The following is a 17,284-nucleotide window of genomic DNA, read 5'->3' as shown; positions in this document are numbered from 1 at the left end:
GAACAATGAAATCCAATGCATTGAATTTCTCTGGTGGTCCCGGAGCGCTTCCGGAAACTGTACTGGAGCAGACTCGCCAGGCCGTGCTGGCCCTGCCGGAAACGGGCATCTCGGTGCTCGGCATGAGCCATCGCTCGGACTGGTTCCGCTCAATACTGAACGAAGCCCAACTGAATCTGCGCCACCTGCTCGGTATTTCCGACGACTACGCCGTTACGTTTCTGCAGGGGGGTAGCAGTCTGCAGTTCGCAATGATTCCAATGAACATTGCTGTCCATGACCTCTCACCGCCAGAATATGTGACATCGGGCTACTGGAGCGGCCGGGCGACGTCCGAGGCGGCCAAGGTGACGGCGAGAAAAGTTGCTTGGGATGGCAAGGCTTCCGGCTATCGGCAACTGCCTGAACTTCATGCATTGAATATATCCAGGTCGGCCGCCTAACTGCACTATGTGTCGAACGAGACTGTGGAGGGCTTGCAGTTTCCGGTTTGCGACGAACCGATACCAGTACCACTCATCGCGGACATGTCCTCTGACTTTTTGTCAAAGCCCTTCCGGCCCGACGTGTTCTCGATGATGTATGCCCACGCGCAGAAGAACCTCGGTCCCGCTGGGGTAACGGTTGCGGTGATCCAGCGTGCGCTTCTGGAACGGATTCCGGACGGACTGCCCGCCATTCTCGATTTCCGCACGCATATAACGCATGGCTCGAATTACAATACCCCGCCGGTGTTCGCAATCTATGTGCTGACGTTGATTACGCGCTGGCTGCGCTTCGATGTCGGTGGCTTGCAGGCGATGCAAAGCGTCAATGACAGAAAGGCGCGACGGTTGTACGAGACACTGGACGCTATGGAAGACACCATATCCATTCACGCGGACCACCGCTGGCGCTCACAAATGAACGTAGCCTTTACCTTCGGAGACCCCCGACTCGACGATGCGTTTATCCTTGGGGCCTGGGAACGAGGCATCATCGGGCTGGAGGGACATCGGTCAATTGGGGGGCTGCGCGCGTCGCTATATAACGCCGTTACCGAGCAGGCCGTCGACATGCTAAGCAATGCGCTCAAGGACTTCGGCGTGCAACGCGTCTGACCCATGCAGCGCTCGTAGGGCGAACGATCCATCACCGCTCGAAAACGGCTGCGCTCGCCGGCCAGTTGCGCGGTATTGACCTGAACAGATCGGACCGCTCATACAGCCGCCGATGCAAAGCGTGAGCACGACCGCAACGCATCGCGGCGCTAAACCCCGGCATAGTAGAGGCGACCGATTGCGACTGACGCCACCGCCAGACCGCGTATTCACGTTCGCGCGTGCTTCCTGTAAAGACTAGCCCTTCGCAAACCGCTCGATCCATTGCGAGAATGCGGCCATGAATTCCTCCAGAAACCGACTGGTTCCGGAATTGGTCAAGACGCCTTGCTCGTCAAACAGACTAGCCATGCCGCCTACGTATGCTTCAGGCGTGGACATCACGTTCACGCCAATACAAACCAACGACTGCCGAAGGTGATGGTTCGCACCGCACCCGCCCATTGCTCCCTGCGACGAGGTGACAACGGCCGCGGGTTTCCCTAACAATGCGCTTGCTCCGTGAGGCCGGGAGAGAACATCGACAGCATTCTTGAGCACGGCTGGAATGGAGCGGTTGTATTCCGGGGTAACGAACAGAACCGCATCCATCGCTGACACGTCGTTTCTGACAGCTTTCCAGGCTGCCGGCGTGTCGTCCTCGAGGTCCTGGTTGTATAAAGACAGCGCGCCTATCTCCACGATGTGCAGCGACAACCTTGGCGGTGCAATCTGCGCGAGTGAGTTGGCCAGCATGCGATTGAGGGACTTCTGGCGAAGACTGCCAATCAGTACAGCAACTTTATAAGGTTCCGACATGAGCGCTCCGTTGATGACAGAAGGGTGCGTTTGCGTTTGACGACATGCATCGCGCAAATGCCCCGGCTGAACATCAGGTTAGATCGGCGAGACAAACAACTCCATCCTACGAACGACATAGACCGCGCCTATAGGGGAATGGTTGTCTTATACCTGCGTATGGCGGCGTGACGGAAACAGCTCTCGGAACATGCCGCAAAGCACGAACAGCCGGTTGCTGGACTCTTCGGGATATACACACGTATGAGAACGCGGCGGTCTCGGAGGACTGCGGCAACCGTTCGTAGAATGGTCTTCTTTGCGGCGTCCGCCTTTCGTGTCATTCGAACGAATCTCGTGGCGCTAGCCTGCACCTCATCAACTGGCACGAATGGATCGTACTCGGCGAGCACGGCGCGACTACGACCGCCGCTATTCGCTCTCTATAGGGGACATTCATCCATCGCGAACCCTAAGACGAAAGTGTCATTGGCCACGATCCCTTGCGACGTCGCAGTACTCCGTAAGTGCAATGGCTGAACGCGGGACGCGCCGGTTAGCATGAGTCGTGTTCCATCCGCGTGCCTATGGAATCCTAACTTACGCGGATCAATCGTCCAACACCGCACCAGTTATCACCTTCTTCATCGGAGTGTCTCGAACATGACTCTTCCTTCGCGCCCGCAGCACCGCCGTGTTCCGCTGTTTGCTCTCGTGCTTGGTCTCCTGGCATCCGGAACAGCGCAAGCTGCGCCTGTAGACAACCCGCCCCCTCCGCCAGGCCAACCCAGTGCATTAATTGCAGATACCGAGTACACAACACGCCTGTTCGGCCGCACGCCGGTCGAGGAGGCCATTGCAGTAACGCGCCATGTGTACACGGCTTCCCTGGCACCGGCAGCGCCGGGCGAGGCCAACAAGGCGTCAGACCGCCCCTGGGCCGTCACCCTGCTGACCGCCGACGACGAGCTTGCCGGGATCAGCGCGACCGAACTGATCCATTTCCCCGACAATGCACCGGTTCTGTTTGTCGGTCCCAACGGGATTCCGCCGGAAACGATGGAGGAACTGCGCCGCCTGCATCCCGTCGGGATTGCGCGGCACGATGGTGTGCAGGTCTTCGCGGTCGGCGCCGCGGCCAATCCCGCGGTGATGCAGCAGCTCACCACGCTCGGACTGAAAGCGGAAGCGATCACGGCAGCGGACGACTTCGCGCTCGCCGACCGGATCGACGAGATCTACGGCCACATCGAGAACCCGGACACCGGGGTGCCGACGATGATGACCTCTGCAGCCGGGGGTGGCGCCGGGGTCATGGACGTGTTCGTCGGCTCGACGGAATCACCGGGCCTGATGCTGCCCATCACGCACTGGATCTCACACATGCCCGGTGCGGCGGTGTGGATCGATCCTAACGCGGATCATTTGCCGGGGCCAACGGTTGATGCACTGAAGCGGCGCATGGGCAAGGCCATTATTTACGTGATGGGCGGGCCGCAACAGGTGCCGGAGGCGCTCGTGCGGCAACTGAACCGGTACGGCACGGTGGCGCGGATCACGAACGACGATGCGGTCGCGTTCAATGCACCGCCCGCCGACAACCCGATCGCTGAGAGCGTCGCGTTCGCGCGCATGTGGGACCCGATGGGGATGGTCGGGTGGAACGTGAACGGCGCCGGCCATGGCTTCACGCTGGTGAATGAGATTGACTGGCAGGGCGCCGTCGGATCTGCGATTCTGTCGCATCTCGGCTTTCACGCCCCCCTGCTCCTGCTAAACGACCCGAACCGGCTTCCGGCGCCGGTCTCCGACTACTTTGCCGTGGTGCGCCCAACCTTCCTCGTTTCTCCCGGCGACGGCCCTTACAACATGGTGTATGTGGTCGGTGACTACGCGCGTATCTCGTGGCCCGTACAGGTTGGAGTGAACGCGTCGCAAGAGATGGCAAACCGCCACGACTCGGCCAATGGCAGCGTCTATATCGCACCGCGCTGAAGCGCGATGCGCTCCGGGCGCGAGCCACGCTACTGTTGTGGAGCAAGCTCACCGCCTTCGGCCGATCATACGCGGGTATAGGACACCTATTCCCAAGCAGGAGAAGTCCAGCCCGTTCGTAGAATGGCCGTGCTTATCTTGCAGGCATAACCTTCAGGCTGGTTTCTCGTTAAGAACCGACAAGCCGTATCAGCTATTAATGGTGGAAGCATATGCCTGATCAGTATCGTGACGACGCCCCCCTGGAATTCAGTCTCGGTCGGCGCAGGATAGTCGTGGGAGGTGCGCTTCTTTTGGGTGGGTTTGCAGCCTTCCCGACGCTATCGGCTACTTTGCCGGATGCCGCTTTGCCGGATGACCCCTTGACGCGATTCATGGATATCTCGTCGCTCCTGATTCCGCACCAACTGGATCGAGCCATCGGCAAAAGACTCGTTAGCGCCATGAGTGCGGCGACTCCGTCGCTTCCCGATCAGATCATCGAATTGCTAGCCATTGCAAGAAAGAAAAATGCGCGCGTCGTCGAAGACTTTTTCCCCGATATCCCGCAAGGCCCTTTGAAGGAGACCGCTCTTTCGATCATCAGCGCGTGGTACATGGGTGTACTCACCGACGCTCCAGGCGCGGAAGTCTTTGCGTACGAATTCGCGCTGATGTACCAGCCGACGGTCGACGTCATGACTATTCCGACCTACGCGAAATCGGGGCCGAACGGTTGGAACGCAATTGCGCCCCCATTGAGCGACGTGCCGAAATTCTAAATGCGCGTTATTCGAAAACCAGAGGAGTTCCAGATGGCAAATGAATACAGCGCGGACGTCGTTGTGGTGGGAACGGGTGTGGTGGGTTGCCTGGTCGCGGAACACATGTTGGACGCAGGTCTGTCCGTGCTAATGCTCGAAGCAGGCCCGCGGGTTGACCGTTGGCGAATCGTGGAAAACTACCGCAATCTGCCTCCCAGTCTTCGGCTTCACTTCGACGCCCCCTATCCACCGAAACCGTGGGCCCCCCATCTGGAATCGAGCACCGACGCAGAGGCAGCCGAATATCTCCAACTGGAAGGTCCGGATGCCCGGGCCTTCCGCCAGGGCTACGTCCGCTATGCAGGAGGGGCCACCTGGCACTGGGCGGGTATTTGCTGGCGTATGGTACCGGACGATTTCCGCCTGAAAACCCTCTATGGGGTTGGACGTGACTGGGCTTTCGACTACCACGTACTCGAACCCTACTACACGCGCGCGGAATACGCGATGGGCGTCTGCGGTCCGGCTGAGCCCGCGCTGCAATGGCCACCGATACGCTCCAAGCCTTATCCAATGGGTCCGCTACCCTTTGGACCTGGAGAGCAGCGTTTTACCGAAGCCGCTGCCAGACTCGGACTGAAGAACCTCCCCGCGCCTCAAGCGCGCAACAGCGGCGTTTCATACGACGGACGGCCACCGTGTTGCGGCAACAATAATTGCTTTCCTGTTTGCCCCATTGCGGCCAAGTACGATGCGGCATCGGCCTTGCCGAAAATAGAGGCGAAAGGCGGCAGGATTCTGGTCAATGCAGTGGTCTACCGAATTGAGACCGACGCGAAGCATTCGGTTCAGGCGGTCCACTATTTTGATCCGGACAAGGCTTCCCACAGAGTCACTGCCAGAGTCTTTGTGATCGCATGCAACAGCATAGAGACGCCGAAACTTCTACTGCTTTCGAAGGACGAGCATAACCCCAACGGAGTTGCCAACAGCTCCGATCAGGTAGGTCGCAACATGATGGATCAGCCCAAGCTGATCGCGGAAGTGACGCTTGCGGAGCCACTGTGGACAGGGGTTGGACCGGTCCAGAACAGCAGCATCATGAACACATCGCAAGGCGACTTCCGCAGCCGCTACAGCGGCGCGATGATACGCATGGAGAATTTCGCCCGCAGCGGCATTGGCGGCGCCGCTGCATTGAAGAAAGGGCTGGTCGGCAAGGCCCTCGATGCCGAAATTCGACGGCTCTCTGCCTGCACCGCAAGGTTGACCATCGAACATGAGCCGCTCCCACAGGCACAAAATCGCGTGACCTTGTCGAGCAAGAGAGACTGGCTTGGCATCAATAAGCCAAACATCTACAACGACGTCGGGGACTATGTGCGTCGCAGCGCGAACGAATATACCGTGCCGCTGCTCAGACGCCTGGCCGCCGAACTTGGCGCCACTGACTTCCAGCTCTCCACTGAGTTTCTCAACAGCGATCACATCATGGGCGGCTGCATCATGGGCGCCGATCCCGCTACGTCGGTGGTGGATATCGACTGTCGTTCTCATGACCACCATAACCTGTTCTTGCCGGGCGGCGCGGCGATGACCACTGGAGGCAGCGGAAATAGCACCATCACCATGGCGGCCTTGGCACTGAAGGCGGCCGACAGTATTGTTGATCAACTCAAGCACGGCTAATCATGCGCAATTTCAGTCATCGTTTATGCCGCGTGCTGGTCCTGTTTGCCGGCTGCATGGCGGCTGCTTCTTCCTACGCCGCTGATGGCCCCACCGAGACCGCTGCGGTGATCAAACGCGGTGAGTATGTCGCCAAAGCTTCAGACTGCGCGGCGTGCCATACCACCGCGCAGGGCAAGCCTTTTGCAGGCGGGCTTCCTCTTGTTTCGCCGCTCGGCACGATCTACTCGACCAACATCACGCCGTCAAACGAATTCGGCATTGGCCGCTATACCGAAGAGCAGTTCTCCGAAGCTATCCGGCACGGGATCCGTGCAGACGGCGCAAACCTCTACCCCGCGATGCCCTATACGTCGTATTCGATCCTCACCGATGACGACGTACACGCGCTCTACACGTATTTCAGGTTCGGCGTGACGGCCGTGGACGTACGGGCGCCGGACACAAAGCTGCCGTTCCCAATGAACATACGCGCGTCGTTGAAAGTGTGGAACCTGCTGTTCCTGAACAAGAATACCTATCAGACAGATCCCCACCAATCCGCAGAATGGAACCGAGGCAGATATCTGGTACAGGGCGCCGCGCACTGCAGCGTGTGCCACACTCCGCGCGGTTTCATGATGCAGGAAGAAGCCGGACTGGAGCTCTCCGGTGGACAAGTCGGAACCTGGTACGCGCCTAACATCACGTCGGACACGGCAAGCGGTATTGGCAGTTGGACCAGGGAAGAACTGGTGGAGTACCTGCGCACCGGGCGGCTGCGCGGTAAGGCGCAGGCTGCGGGAGACATGGGTGAAGCGGTCGAGCACAGCTCCCAGTACCTGTCGGCGGCGGATGTGGACGCCATTGCGACTTATGTGAAGGGTATCCCTCCGATTCATGATTCACGAGACAGCGCGCCCCGCTTTACTGCGGGAAAGATGTCGTCTGAGCTCGCCACCTTGCGCGGTACGGACGGGATCCGGTCCGACAACGATGCCCATCCTACGGGCGCGGAATTATTTCAAGGCAATTGCGCTTCGTGTCATTCGGCCCAAGGTCAAGGCAGCAAAGATGGCTACTATCCCAGTCTGTTTCACAACTCCGCAACAGGATCGGTGAATGCCAACAACCTGATCGCCACGATACTTTACGGCGTAGATCGCACCACGTCCAAAGGGCAGGCATACATGCCTGGATTCGGAGGCAAGCCAACTGATTCCACCGCTCTAAGCGATGAGGAGATCGCCCTTGCGGGTAACTATGTCCTTGTTCACTATGGGCGCGCCGACATCCCTATCACCGCACAAGACGTTGCCGAGGTGCGCCGCGGCGGGCCCACGTCTCCGCTTCTTGCGCTCTCCCGCATCGGCATCGCGGCAGGGGTGGTCATCGTGCTCCTGATCCTGGCTTTTGTCATCGTCAGGAAAAGAAAGGCTGCCCACTGAGGTTCCAGCAGCGTATGCCTCTCGCACAATGCTGATGGGCGCCTTGGCGAAGACCACATGGCGGCAAATCATCGGACTGCCTGCTGAGACCTAGTCCATTCTCCAGTCACCAGCCCCGTCACAGCGACGACGGCGCGTTCCTTGCGAGGCGATGTGTATGAACCCGAGTGCGTTGGACCTTTCCAGACTGCAATTCGCTTTCACTGTCTCCTTTCACATCATCTTTCCAGCGCTCAGCATCGGCCTTGCAGGCTTCCTCGCTGTGCTCGAGTTCGCCTGGCTGAGAACCGGTAAGCAGCATTACAAAGATCTATGCCAGTACTGGTCGAGGATTTTCGCAGTTGGATTTGGCATGGGCGTTGTCTCCGGCGTCGTGATGGCGTACGAATTTGGAACCAACTGGGCGGGCTTTTCCAAGTTCGCAGGCCCTGTTACCGGACCCTTGTTGACCTATGAAGTCATGACTGCCTTTTTCCTTGAGGCAGGATTCCTGGGCATCGCATTGTTCGGATGGGAGAAAGTCGGAAAGGGTCCCCATTTCTTCGCGACACTGATGCTGGCAGTCGGCACACTGACCTCTACCTTCTGGATTCTGGCTTCAAACAGCTGGATGCAGACCCCGCAAGGGATTACCGTTGAGAATGGCCACGTTGTCCCTCAAGACTGGTTTCAGATCATCTTCAATCCATCCTTTCCCTATCGACTGGCGCACATGGGTATAGCGGCATTCATTGCCGCTGCATTTCTCGTTGCAGCAACCGGCGCATTTCATCTGCTACGAGGAAGGCGCGACCCCGCCATCAAATCTTCGTTCTCCATGGCGCTATGGTTGCTTATGATCTTCACCCCTATACAAGCCCTTGTGGGCGACCAACACGGTTTGAACACTCGCAAGTACCAGCCTGTCAAGATCGCTGCGATTGAAGGTTTGTGGGAAACGGAGCAAGGCGGTACCGCGTTGAACCTCGTTGGCTTTCCCGACATGAACGCCGAAGAAACCCGGTACGCCGTCAAGATTCCGCATCTGGGGAGTCTTATTCTCACGCATAGCTGGAACGGCGTGATCCGTGGAATGAAGGATTTCCCAAAGGAAGACCGGCCGAACTCCTCGATCATCTTCTGGAGCTTCCGCATCATGGCCGGGCTCGGCATGCTGATGATACTGACAGCGCTTCTAGGCGTGCTCTTGCGACGCGGTGGGCGCCTTTATGAAAATCGATGGTTCCAAAGGCTGATGGTCATTATGGGACCGTCTGGCTTCATCGCCCTGATAGCCGGCTGGATTACGACAGAGGTCGGTCGTCAACCGTGGGTGGTCTATGGATATTTCCGCACGTCGCAGGCAGTCTCTCCCATTACCCCCCAGGAAGCAGGAGTCTCACTACTGATCTTCGTCACGGTGTACAGCCTCGTGTTCGGGACCGGAATCTATTACATCCTGAAGCTCATCCGACTCGGGCCGCCGTTCCCCGACTCCAGGTCGCATACGCCACACCGTGGCCTCGATGAAGAACTGAGCGGTCGTCGCCCCCTCGCAGCAGCGGCAGACTAACTGTCCGCCGTTCCGAACATATAGGAGCATCAAATGGACGTCACGGTGATTTGGGCGGCGATCATTGCCCTTGGTCTGTTCATCTATGTGGCCCTTGATGGCTTCGATCTAGGGATAGGCCTCATCTTTCCATTTTTCCCCCTCGACGCCGAGCGCGATCTGATGATGCACTCGATCGCGCCTGTGTGGGATGGCAATGAAACCTGGCTCGTCCTCGGCGGTGCGGCCTTGTTTGCAGCATTCCCAACCGTCTACTCGGTTGCTCTCTCGGCTCTGTATCTGCCGATCGTTTTTATGCTCGTTTGCCTGATCTTTCGTGGCGTGTCATTCGAAATCCGGGAAAAGGCAAATCGGACGAGGAATTTGTGGAACCTCGCGTTCATAGGCGGCTCGGCCGGTGCGACGTTCTTCCAAGGCACGATCTTAGGGTCCTATCTGCACGGAATTCCCGTATCGAATGGCGTATTCTCCGGCGACCCGTTCTTCTGGGTGACACCATTCAGCTTCTTTACCGGTATGGGCCTGATGGCGACCTATGCACTGCTTGGCGCCACCTTTCTCGTACTCAAAACCGAAGGTGATCTTCAACGCCGTATGCACAGACTTGTATGGCCACTGACTCTCGTACTCCTCGTCTTCATCGTCGCTGTAACTGTATGGACGCCGCTTGCGGATTCGCAGGTTGCATCGCGATGGTTTGATTCGAGCTTCCGGATCCGTCTTCATCCGGTACCGGTTCTGGTCGCGATCGTCGCCGTGTTGATGTTCAAGGCAGTCGTGCAGCGCCGAGACAGCGCTCCATTCATACTCGCACTGCTTCTGGTTCTTCTCGGTTACATCGGCTTGCTTGTGAGCATCTGGCCGTTCGCCATCCCGAACTCGATGACGCTCTGGGAAGGCGCGGCACCTCATTCAAGCCTGACCTTTACGCTGATCGGTGCGGTGATCATCATTCCCATCATTCTGGCTTACACGACCGCTGGCTACTGGGTATTCCGCGGCAAAGTTCACCGCGGCACGCATGACTAATGATCTTATAAACGGAGAATGTGATGCCAGAAAAAACTGAACATTGGAGCCGTCTATACGGAACCCGAATGATGTGGTTTGTCATTCTGTGGTGCGTAGGGTTTGCCGCTGCCATGCTGACCGCGCTCCCATTCCGTCTTCTTGTCGCAGCCGCGATGCACTAATAGACGGACGTCGCGTTGCAGAGAGTTCCGCCGCGACCACGATGCGCGCCGAGGCGTTCGCCGAAACTTGAACTGTTGCCCCTCAGTATCGAATCAGGCTGAAACCGGTTTGCCATGGAGTTCCCACACGTTGGCGGGCGGGGCGTTTCGCCAGACAGTGCAAACCCTGCGCCAGACAAAATCCGCAGGCGCCGCAAATGGAGCGCGCAGCCGGTATGAGAACTGGACGAGGCGGCGCGCCTGGTCCGCACGCAAAACATCAGCCAGCGCGTCCACCGTTGGGCGCACAATCCTGGCCGGCAATGACCTGAAGGGCAAGCCCGACACGACTACCGTCTTCGGAGGAAGGTCGTGCAGCACGGAGACATTTTCGTGGAATGCGCCGGCGACCACCTGAGCATGAGGAAACCGCGCATGCAGGCCGTCAGCGAGTTGCTCCGACAGTTCGAATACAACCAGACGCGCCTCTGGATTACGATTCGCGAGTGCCTGGGTAATGGCGCCTGTTCCCCCGCCCACTTCGACAATTGCGTCAAAAGCCTCCGCCCCTTCAGCCATGGCAGCGGCGAGATATCGGGAAGACGGTGCAATAGCGCCGACAGACATAGGATCCTGCAACCAATGCCTGAGAAATTTAGCTTTCACGTTAGTCGAAAAGGGTAAAGGAGCGTATAGCCATCGCGCCAATCCATCATTGTGCGCCGCCAGCCACATTGGACGGCAACGGACGAGGTAGACCTCGGGCGGTCGCTATCACGCTCGGCACCGAGACGTCCGCAACCACGACGCGAAAACACTGCGAGCGCGCCCTTGTCGATGCGCCGTCGGCAGATCCTTGCCGCCACTCACCGACTTCGCGGGGAAAAAGAGAGCCGGCCGGAGCCGGCTCGAAAGGTGGTTCCATTTGCCCACTTGAGGCGCATGGAACCGGCGGGGATCATTGTGATAACACCAGGTCGACGAAATCAGAATAGGCCGTTAGAACCACGAAGACCATTGTACGAACGGTTGCGACAGTCCTTCGTGAGCATAGTGCTCTTATCCGTGTGTATATCATCGATGTGGTGACGGGAAGGCTCTGCCTTAGCAGGCCTCCCGCAAGTAGTTACCATCAACCCGTCATACGCAGGTACAAGGCAGTCGTTCATAAGCAAGGGGCAATCTCTGCCGTTCGTGGAATTGTCTTGTTCGTCTTGCACGTCTAATCTGATTTCGCGGTGATGCATTTGCACGACGTCTGCAACAGACGCCGTTCTCCTTGCTCACCCGTTTTCCCTTCCTTATCACTCGACTCTGAAGAAAGACACTATGAAAATAATCCTGATTGGAGCGTTCATGATGGGCTTAGGCCTGTCACCCATCGCGCTTGCGGAATCACCCACGAAAGTGCAACCAGGCCGAATGAAATGCGAAGACTTCGTGGCGCTGGACGACAATTTCAAGCCCGCATTGGTTTTTTGGGCCGCCGGCGTCGACCGGCTCGGTGTGAAAGAAACGGATGAGCTCGTGGTGGACACCGCACGTCCTGTCGCCTTAGTCGTTGAAGAATGCAAGAAAACGCCGAAAGCATCATTCATGGGCAAGATAAAGCAGCTGGCCAGGTCGGGGAAGTTCAATCTTTACGACCACCACTAACCGGATGCGCACTATCGATCCCATACAGATCGTCCTCTATACAAATGTATGAGATCCCTACCGCTCGCGGAGGACCGTGCCAACCGTTCGTAGAACGTTTTTTTTGAGGTCGTCCGCCTATCTTGATTCCATGGACCGCGCGGTGTTTCAGTAACAGTCAATCGGGTCAGTCCACATCCACCCGGCGCTGAAGCCCTTCCGAGACAGCGTGCATCTTCCCGGCGACAGCGAAGCGGGTACTGGTGTCGCCGATTTTTTGCCGCTTTTTCCAGTCCGACGGAGAATGCAATGAGCAAACACACGTATGTATCGTCGCCCCCCGATGCTGCTCCGTCAGTACTCGCACGCGGCCGTAATCCGTCTTTGTCTGGCTCGCGGTACGTCGCCACGCCGGCGAACGAATACGCGTCGCGCTGGCTGCACATTACCTGTTCGCTCGGTGCTTGCAGTGGCGATCGTGACGAGACCGCGCAGCCCGCGCGGTGCAGTCCGCGTCCCTCCCGCGCCCCTGCTCTGGAGATCGGTTACGGGCTCAATGCCACGATCGAGATTCTCGATCGGCCGAGCGCCGTATCGGTGGTCCTGTCATGGCGCGACCCGACCAGCTGCAATTATGGATATCAGACGTGGCAAAAAATGGTTGCGAGGCGGGTGGGAGTCTGCGCGCTGAGTGGCTTGCCGATACAAAGCAGCGATGCGATCTATCGACCGGGTCGAGGCCGCCGCAGGCCGTTGAATGCATCCGCGATGATCCTCGCCGTCTACATCGATTCCCCTCAACTCGCGCCCCGGCGGCCGTCGCGCGAGTGACCGCCAGAGCTCAAGGACATGTCATGGCATCAATACACGAATTGAAACGATATCGCGCGAACCTATCCGACGAACTTCATAGCGCTGAGTTGTACGAAGCCTTGGCGAAGGTTGAGGACAACCATGCGCGAAAAGAGATCTACGGCGAGCTGGCAAAATCGGAGCGTGAGCACGCACAGGTTTGGGCCGACAAGTTGAAGGTCAATGGCGACAGGTATCACGGGACCGGTCTTGCTGTAAAAACGCGCCTGATGAAAGCGCTCGTACGGCTGATTGGCGCAGGTTTCGTGCTGCCCACATTAGCTGCTGCCGAGTATGCGGATCGCGACAAGTACCAGGGCCAGCCAGACGCTGGCAGCATGTCGGCCGACGAACATCGCCACGCGGCCGTCGTTCAGCAGCTCGCCAGCGGTGGCGACCCGAAAATGTCACAAGGGGCACGCATCGCAGCGGCAGAACCCTGGCACAAGGGCGTATCGTCAGGCAACGATCTGCGCGCCGCCGTACTGGGTGCGAACGACGGACTGGTTTCCAATTTCTGCCTCATTATGGGCATGGCTGGTGCGGGAACCGGCAATAGGACGATCCTCTTTACGGGGCTGGCCGGGTTGATCGCCGGAGCGTGCTCGATGGCGCTTGGTGAATGGCTGTCCGTGACCAACGCGCGTGAACTGGCTAGCAACCAGATTGCCAGGGAGGCCGAGGAACTCGAGACCACCCCTGAGGCGGAAGAGCACGAGCTCGTGCTCATTTACCGCGCTAAAGGTCTCGATGCGGATGAGGCAAAGCGTGTCGCATCACAAATGATGCGTGACAAAGATAATGCGCTTGATACATTGACACGTGAGGAGCTAGGTCTGGACCCGGCGGATCTAGGCGGAAATCCGTGGTCGGCAGCGGGGGTGTCCTTCGGTCTTTTCTCGGTGGGGGCGATCTTTCCAACGATGCCGTTCTTGTGGACTCACGGCTTCAGCGCAATCGTTCAGTGCATCGTGCTAAGCACTTTGGCTTTGGCTTCCATCGGCGTATTCACGTCACTTTTTAACGGACGTAGCGCCCTTTTTTCGTGTCTCCGTCAGGTGGTCATCGGTCTTCTGGCCGCAGGATTTACGTTCGGTGCCGGCCACTTGCTTGGTGTCTCGATTTCCTGAACCTGAACGGCGGTCGAGCCGGCGTCGATGCACCTGCCCAACCGGTATCCGGCATCGATGCCCGGCAGATCGGACCCTCGAGTGCCTTCATTCGTCGAGGTTCCATCCCATTAGCCCTGCGAGTCGCGAGGTTGTTTCCATGCGCCTGCCAATACCGCGCATCGAGGACGACATGACACGGATAGCTTGCGTTCGCGCATCGGCCCAAGTGCAGAACACGATAACGAAAGCAGTCTTGCCGGTGCATTCGATCAGAGACAACAGCGAAATCGCGACGGAGTGCTTGAACTCGAACGGGAGTCCGGGTGCGATGGCCAATACGCTCGTGCCGCAAATAAAGGCGAAAATTCCGCGGGCGAAACGAACGTCCGCAATGGCCGCAACGCCCACGGCGATGATGATCAGTTTCGCCACGACAAGCTCCAACAGCCAGGTATCGCCGCTCGATGCGCCGCACTCGAACGGCGCTTCAATCAACGACCATCCACAGATCGCGAAAGTCAGCGCTGTTACGGTCCGGCCGGGCGGCAAATGTGACGCGTCCGCTTCCGTCTGAATCGGCAAATATTCTGCAAAGAACCTGTTGCGATCCACGACGTCGCTAGCGCGTGCTATCTCTTTCATATCCACGAGGCCTTCTCCTGTTGGCGATGCCGGTGAAAAATGGACGCATGCCTGGCTCAACTGATTCGCCCGCCAGTCAATGAGAGCGACGTACCCGCGCCGTACGAACGCCTGCGTCGTGCAATGAAGATACGCGCGCCTGACTGGCAAACCCATCCTATGAACGGTTGGCGCCGCTGCCGCATAGACGTTGCGAACTCATACCTGCGTATAGCTCGCCAAATACGACGGAGTGCGGTACCGTGCGTTCCAGGACGCGCCGATTTACCGAAAGTGGTTCATGTCTTCGCTCGGCGCGCTTCCAGGCACGCGATGTCCAACGTCACCGCGCACTTTGTCGATTCGGAAGGGGAAGGGATGATTTTGGAGCCGCATTCGACGTCGACCCGCAGCGCCGGCGGCAGCAAGCCATCTGTGGTTTATGTGGTCGACGATGACGAGGCCGTTCGGCTCGCGCTGGGCGCCCTGCTTCGGTCAGTCGGGCTACGCGTCGAGACTTTCGGATCGTCGCACGAGTTTCTCGCCTTCGAGAAGTACGACGCGCCCAGTTGCCTGATTCTCGACGTCAGGTTGCGCGGCGAAAGCGGCCTCACCTTTCAGGAAGAAGTGGCGAAGAGCGGCCTGCAAATGCCGATTCTGTTCATGACAGGCCATGGCGACGTGGCAATGTCCGTCAAGGCCATGAAAGCGGGAGCGCTCGACTTTTTTTCGAAGCCCTTTCGCGATCAGGACATGCTGGACGCAGTCTCGAATGCGTTGACGCGCGATGCGGCGCGCCGCGCTGCCGAACAATCCATCGCGGCGCTTCGGGCCTGCTACGGCTCGTTGACATCGCGGGAGCGAGAGGTAATGGGATTCGTGGTGGCCGGCCTGATGAACAAGCAGATCGCCTCGGAGATGAATCTTAGCGAAATCACCGTGAAGATCCATCGCGGACAGGCAATGAAAAAAATGGCGGCGCGTTCCGTAGCAGATCTCGTGCGAAAGGCGCAAGCCCTCGGGATCGAGCCGCATCACCTGAAGTGATCTTGATCCTTCCGTGACGGTGTGCGCGCGGTCCGCCCCGCTTCTGCTCGGTACGTTCTCATTTGAAGGATCCAACTCGCTGCTTCGTGCACTCCCGAGCGCTTGACACGCTATGAGCCGCCGGACGCGAGAGTCAGGCAGTGTGCCAGGGCGGCGGTATCGACGGGCTTCTCAAGGAACGCCAGCACACTGTTCGCCTCGATTTTTGCCTGGATTTTCGCCTGCAGAACAGCGGTCGGAAAGGCTGTCATCAGGATGGTGGGCGGAGCGCACCCGAGTTCCAGCAGGCGATCGTGCAGATCGACGCCGGACATGCCCGACATGATCACGTCGGAAATCAGACATGCCGTTTCTGCGATGCTCGCGGACGCCAAAAACTCCTCAGCCGACGCGAAGACGCGCGTGTTCCAGCCTAACGAACGAATCAGGCTCGCGGTGGCAAGGCGGACGGCCTCGTCGTCGTCGACAATGGAAGCAATCCGGGGGACACGTAACTGGCTCACCTCTACCCTCGGGGAATGGGGCGCAACGGACGGAGCACGGACATGCAGGCTCCGCCCCTATGCGCTAGTGGACCAAGCGTAGAGCACAAACCGGTGGACGAAAATCATACGAATGTATGAGCACGAGCGCCCCGGCTCGGGTGCCATCCCCACCATCTAAAAGCCGCTGGTGGCAGAAACTCAATACGCAGGTTGCCTTTATGAAAGGCGACGTAACTTTGAAGGATCGAGAGCGGGCAACTTCATGGCCGCAATTTTCGCCGCCTCGCTTGCGGGCACACCCAGCGCTCTTAGAATGGAAGCCGCGAGCGCAGACGCATGCTTAGGACCCGTCTTCCCCAGCAATACTGACCGGATGCCCATCAAGCCCGAGCCCAGTATGACGTCGGCGCCTACCCGTTCGGCATCGATCAAGAACCGCTTCGACTTTACGCCCTCCCGAACGTCGCGGGTCAATTCCCGCGCCATGCTGTCCCCGAGAGGACCGGCTCCGAGGCCGATGCGCAGGATCACCCATCCCCAGATTGCATCGTCTGCTGCCCGCTGAACGAAGTAGCGAACGGCGCATGCCATTCGTTGCGCGGGATCGGGCATTGCGGCCGTCAATTCGACAATATGCAGATTGAGCTCCTCAGCCAGGTCTGTCGCGACCGCCGTCAACATGTCCTCGCGCGTTTGAAAGTGGTTATAAAAGGTGCCCTTCGCGAGCCCCGCCTTCGCCATGAAGTCGTCGATGCTCGCGTTATCCGGGCCCTTTTCAGCGAGAACCCTGATGCCGGCCTCGATTAGCAAAGCCCGCGTACGGGCACGACGCTCGCGTCCAATCTCCGCTCGCCTGGCCAATTGTGCCGGCGCCATTCCTGTCTTTTCGCCTGAACTCTTCATCGTCTCCGCGAACCACTTAACAGATCGTTCCCCGATTCTAAGGGACACCGAACATTTGGACAATAAAGTCATTTTGACTATAATGTACATATTGAAGTATGGGTGAGGCCGCCGAAACAGGGGTATTCGTCCTTTTCCCTTCCGTGGCTTGGCCGTCGTGGCGGCAACGGAGTG

The 17,284-nt window shown here is 58.5% G+C and carries 15 protein-coding genes and 1 pseudogene; 11 read left to right on the top strand and 5 right to left on the bottom strand.

Annotated elements, in window-relative coordinates:
• Positions 1 to 5: 5 nt before the first annotated feature.
• Positions 6 to 1,100, top strand: a pseudogene (gene serC, locus OKW43_RS20805) (3-phosphoserine/phosphohydroxythreonine transaminase).
• Between the two features lie 237 nt (positions 1,101 to 1,337).
• On the opposite strand, the gene OKW43_RS20800 reads toward serC, so the two are convergent.
• Positions 1,338 to 1,898, bottom strand: a complete 561-nt coding sequence (locus OKW43_RS20800; protein ID WP_187632744.1) for an NADPH-dependent FMN reductase — start codon at positions 1,896 to 1,898, stop codon at positions 1,338 to 1,340.
• Positions 1,899 to 2,540: 642 nt separating this feature from the next.
• Here OKW43_RS20800 and OKW43_RS20795 point away from each other — a divergent pair.
• The 6 genes from OKW43_RS20795 (at position 2,541) to cydB (ending at position 10,312) form a co-directional block, all read left to right on the top strand.
• A complete protein-coding gene (locus OKW43_RS20795; protein WP_429449509.1) occupies positions 2,541 to 3,872 on the top strand; it encodes a hypothetical protein in 1,332 nt (443 codons plus the stop codon).
• A gap of 212 nt (positions 3,873 to 4,084) precedes the next feature.
• Positions 4,085 to 4,633, top strand: a complete 549-nt coding sequence (locus tag OKW43_RS20790) for a sorbitol dehydrogenase family protein (RefSeq protein ID WP_429449506.1) — start codon at positions 4,085 to 4,087, stop codon at positions 4,631 to 4,633.
• A 33-nt stretch (positions 4,634 to 4,666) separates the two neighbouring features.
• The gene (locus OKW43_RS20785; RefSeq protein WP_429449504.1) at positions 4,667 to 6,304 is read left to right on the top strand and encodes a GMC family oxidoreductase; all 1,638 of its coding nucleotides are present in this window, start codon (positions 4,667 to 4,669) and stop codon (positions 6,302 to 6,304) included.
• Positions 6,305 to 6,306: 2 nt separating this feature from the next.
• Positions 6,307 to 7,731 (top strand): c-type cytochrome, encoded by a 1,425-nt coding sequence (locus tag OKW43_RS20780; protein WP_187632748.1) that lies wholly within the window; start codon positions 6,307 to 6,309, stop codon positions 7,729 to 7,731.
• A 151-nt stretch (positions 7,732 to 7,882) separates the two neighbouring features.
• Positions 7,883 to 9,283 (top strand): cytochrome ubiquinol oxidase subunit I, encoded by a 1,401-nt coding sequence (locus OKW43_RS20775; RefSeq protein WP_376776306.1) that lies wholly within the window; start codon positions 7,883 to 7,885, stop codon positions 9,281 to 9,283.
• Positions 9,284 to 9,316: 33 nt separating this feature from the next.
• The gene (gene cydB, locus OKW43_RS20770) at positions 9,317 to 10,312 is read left to right on the top strand and encodes a cytochrome d ubiquinol oxidase subunit II (protein WP_187632750.1); all 996 of its coding nucleotides are present in this window, start codon (positions 9,317 to 9,319) and stop codon (positions 10,310 to 10,312) included.
• A 257-nt stretch (positions 10,313 to 10,569) separates the two neighbouring features.
• On the opposite strand, the gene OKW43_RS20765 is transcribed toward cydB, so the two are convergent.
• Positions 10,570 to 11,121, bottom strand: coding sequence for a class I SAM-dependent methyltransferase (locus OKW43_RS20765; RefSeq protein WP_429449500.1), 552 nt, complete (start codon positions 11,119 to 11,121; stop codon positions 10,570 to 10,572).
• A 663-nt stretch (positions 11,122 to 11,784) separates the two neighbouring features.
• Between OKW43_RS20765 and OKW43_RS20760 the strand changes: the two genes are divergently transcribed.
• The 3 genes from OKW43_RS20760 (at position 11,785) to OKW43_RS20750 (ending at position 14,072) form a co-directional block, all read left to right on the top strand.
• Complete coding sequence (locus OKW43_RS20760; RefSeq protein ID WP_187632751.1) at positions 11,785 to 12,111, top strand: HdeA/HdeB family chaperone; 327 nt, start codon at positions 11,785 to 11,787, stop codon at positions 12,109 to 12,111.
• Positions 12,112 to 12,399: 288 nt separating this feature from the next.
• Complete coding sequence (locus OKW43_RS20755) at positions 12,400 to 12,921, top strand: DUF3331 domain-containing protein (protein WP_187632752.1); 522 nt, start codon at positions 12,400 to 12,402, stop codon at positions 12,919 to 12,921.
• A gap of 23 nt (positions 12,922 to 12,944) precedes the next feature.
• On the top strand, positions 12,945 to 14,072 hold the full coding sequence (locus OKW43_RS20750) for a VIT1/CCC1 transporter family protein (protein ID WP_187632753.1): 1,128 nt from the start codon (positions 12,945 to 12,947) through the stop codon (positions 14,070 to 14,072).
• Positions 14,073 to 14,159: 87 nt separating this feature from the next.
• Here the strand turns inward: OKW43_RS20750 and OKW43_RS20745 are convergent, their stop codons facing one another.
• Positions 14,160 to 14,702, bottom strand: a complete 543-nt coding sequence (locus tag OKW43_RS20745) for a hypothetical protein (protein WP_187632754.1) — start codon at positions 14,700 to 14,702, stop codon at positions 14,160 to 14,162.
• 351 nt (positions 14,703 to 15,053) lie between these two features.
• On the opposite strand from OKW43_RS20745, the gene OKW43_RS20740 reads away from it, so the two are divergent.
• Positions 15,054 to 15,722 carry a response regulator transcription factor gene (locus OKW43_RS20740; protein WP_187632941.1) on the top strand — a complete coding sequence of 223 codons (669 nt, stop codon included), beginning with the start codon at positions 15,054 to 15,056 and terminating at the stop codon, positions 15,720 to 15,722.
• 110 nt (positions 15,723 to 15,832) lie between these two features.
• Here OKW43_RS20740 and OKW43_RS20735 read toward each other — a convergent pair whose 3' ends face one another.
• Both OKW43_RS20735 and OKW43_RS20730 read right to left on the bottom strand, forming a co-directional pair.
• Positions 15,833 to 16,225: a response regulator transcription factor gene (locus OKW43_RS20735; RefSeq protein ID WP_187632755.1), complete on the bottom strand. Its 393-nt coding sequence runs from the start codon at positions 16,223 to 16,225 to the stop codon at positions 15,833 to 15,835.
• 198 nt (positions 16,226 to 16,423) lie between these two features.
• Positions 16,424 to 17,110 carry a TetR/AcrR family transcriptional regulator gene (locus OKW43_RS20730; RefSeq protein ID WP_187632756.1) on the bottom strand — a complete coding sequence of 229 codons (687 nt, stop codon included), beginning with the start codon at positions 17,108 to 17,110 and terminating at the stop codon, positions 16,424 to 16,426.
• Positions 17,111 to 17,284: the final 174 nt, after the last annotated feature.

It is taken from the genome of Paraburkholderia sp. WC7.3g, from assembly GCF_050436345.1.
Lineage (GTDB): Bacteria > Pseudomonadota > Gammaproteobacteria > Burkholderiales > Burkholderiaceae > Paraburkholderia > Paraburkholderia podalyriae.
Note: the sequence above shows the minus strand (reverse complement) of the source record. Positions and strands in the feature narration are given on the sequence as shown.